The sequence below is a fragment of the Bacteroides sp. 1001302B_160321_D4 genome (assembly GCF_015667765.1).
Classification (GTDB): Bacteria; Bacteroidota; Bacteroidia; order Bacteroidales; family Bacteroidaceae; genus Bacteroides; species Bacteroides xylanisolvens.
The window spans coordinates 1-2,887 of sequence record NZ_JADPLO010000138.1; the positions used below are offsets into that span (position 1 = coordinate 1).

Consider the following 2,887-nt stretch of genomic DNA (forward strand, 5'->3'; position numbering starts at 1 on the left):
GAAGCAACATGATCAATCGTTTGGGAAGAGGATGTTTTCATGATGCAAAAATAAGAATTTTAACGCAATCCCCCAAGGTTTCAGACTGAGCCGTTTTTGTAGTACCATTCCCAATACAGCTTTAAAAAGGTGGGAACAAAGTGGGAACATTTTCAGTTAAGAGCAAAGAAAAGCCCTTCCAGAAAACATCTGAAAGGGCTTCGTGAGGTTCCTGGCGGATTCGAACCGCCGTACACGGTTTTGCAGACCGCTGACTAAGCCACTCATCCAAGGAACCATTATCTCTCGTTTGCGGTTGCAAAGGTAGTACAAATTTTGAAACTACCAACTATCCGCAGCAATTTTTCTTTGTACTTTTTTTCTTTACATCACACTCTCTGCGTTTCTTCTCCATCATATCCTTTAGTTCACAGCCACTTACGCAGCTGTCACAAGGATTCTGATTTTCCCGCGTACGACGAAAAAAAAGAAATATTCCATATACGACACGGGTAATGCAGAGCACAACGAGTACTCCGACTACCCACTCTTGCCAATTATTCATACAAACAATCCTCCAATCTGATAAACAGCAAATGATACAAGCCAAGCTAATGCCGTTGTATAGCAGGCAGCAAAAAGCGCCCATTTCCAACTACCCGATTCCTGTTTGATAGCCGCCAACGCCGCAATGCACGGGAAGTAAATCAATACAAACAGCATATAACAAAAAGCGACCAATGGAGTAATCGGAATACGTTCTGCCAAACTCACCGAGTCAGCATCCGGATCATCTGCATACAAAACGCCTAACGTACTTACCACCAATTCTTTCGCCCCTACACCGGAAAGCAAGCCAATACCTAATTTCCAATCAAATCCCAATGGCTTTATTACCGGCTCTATTCCGCGCCCCAACTGACCGATATAAGAATTTTCCTGCTGTTCGGCAACCGTTTCATAAGCATCATGATTCGGATAATATCCCAGAAACCAGATAATAATAGAAGCAATCATAATAATTCCGCCCATCTTTTTCAGATACTGCGCTCCCTTTTCCCATGTATGACGGAAGATAGACTTCGCTGTCGGCATTCGGTAAGGAGGAAGCTCCATCACAAACGGCGTATCATCACCCTTTATCAGAAACTTGCTAAACAAGCGAGCCATTACCACGGCCAGCACAATACCAATCACATAGATACTTAACAGCACCAAACTTGCATTGTTCGGGAAGAAAGCACCCACCAACAATAAATAAATCGGCAGACGCGCACTACAAGACATCAATGGATTCACCAATATGGTAATGAGACGACTCTTCCGGTTCTCAATAGTACGGGACGCTATAATCGCAGGCACATTACATCCGAATCCCATAATCAGAGGAATAAACGACTTTCCGTGCAACCCCATTTTATGCATGATCTTATCCATGATAAAAGCCGCACGAGCCATATAACCAGAATCCTCCATGATAGAAATACAGAAATACAGAATCAGGATATTCGGTAAGAAAACAATGACAGCTCCTACCCCACCGATAATTCCATCAATCAGCAGATCTTTAAATGGACCTTCCGACATGTTATTGCGCAGCAATTCACCAAGCTGCTCTACCATCCATTCAATCCCCATCATCGGATATTCGCCAATGACAAATGTACCTTCAAACATCAGATACATAAAAAGAAAGAAAATAGGAAATCCCCAGACACGATGAGTTACAATCGAATCCAATACCTTTGTTGTCTGCGCCTGTTCCAGATGATTATCCGTGAACGTTTCTTTCAACGCACCACTGATAAATCCATATTTAGCATCAGTAATAGCCGATTCACAATCCTCATTCATTGTCTCCTGAACACGCTTCGACATCTTGTCGCGGACATGGAAAATTTCATCCGCATTCGGCAATGTGCGTACAATACGCTCAATGTCAGGATCATTCTCCAACAATTTAATGGAGAGGAAACGGGTAGAATATTTATGCCGGATAAACTCGTTCTTGGACACTTCACTTTTTACAGCCTCAATCGCTTTTTCTATATCAGGACCGTGATTTATATGAATATGCCGGAAGACACGCCCCGTCTTTTTATGTTCACGCACATAATCTTCCAGATGCTCTTCCTCATGGTTCTTACGGTCTTCCAAAGAGTCATGCCATTCAGTCAAGTCTTTGAGGACTTCCGGATTCATGTTTCCCTGTTTATCGAAGAAGTCTACTCCTTCATACAGATTGATAACTACATGAAACAACGTATCCAATCCACGATTTTTCTTACTGGCAGTAGGCAGCATCGGCACCCCGAACAACTTGCTCAACAAATGGTAATCCAATGTATTTCCACTGGCTTCCAGTTCATCATAGATATTCAGAGCCACTACCATGCGGACATTCATATCTATCAATTGAGTAGTCAGATATAAGTTTCGCTCCAGATTAGAAGAATCGACGACATTAATAATCACGTCAGGAGTTTCATCGATAATATGACGGCGAACATAGATTTCTTCCGGCGTATAAGCAGATAAAGAATAAGTTCCCGGCAGATCGACAATACGGAAATGATAACCTTCGAAGTCAAAATAACCTTCTTTGGCATCCACGGTCACACCGCTGTAATTGCCTACATGCTCATGAGCACCGGACGCAAGATTAAACAAAGAAGTCTTGCCACTGTTCGGATTTCCGACCAAGGCAACATTGATGGTGCGACGTTTACCTAACGCCAACCGTTTCATATCTTCTTCTTTTACTGAAAGGTCTTCGGGTAATCCTTCATGATAAACAGTCTTTTCAGCCAGTTCTTTTGCCTCCTCCTCGCTGATTACTTCGATCATTTCAGCTTCCTGACGACGAAGAGATATTTCATAACCTAAGACTTTATATTTTATGGGATCT

The 2,887-nt window shown here is 42.5% G+C and carries 2 protein-coding genes and 1 tRNA gene; all 3 read right to left on the minus strand.

Annotated features, from left to right (window positions below):
* Positions 1-205: 205 nt before the first annotated feature.
* Positions 206-277: transfer RNA gene (locus tag KFO40_RS25415), tRNA-Cys, on the minus strand.
* 51 nt (positions 278-328) lie between these two features.
* Entirely contained in the window at positions 329-544 is a 216-nt protein-coding gene (locus KFO40_RS25420; RefSeq protein ID WP_128859106.1) for a hypothetical protein, read from the minus strand.
* On the minus strand, positions 541-2,887 hold a 2,347-nt coding region (gene feoB / locus KFO40_RS25425; protein ID WP_211146934.1), incomplete at its 5' end, for a ferrous iron transport protein B. The genes feoB and KFO40_RS25420, both read right to left, overlap by 4 nt.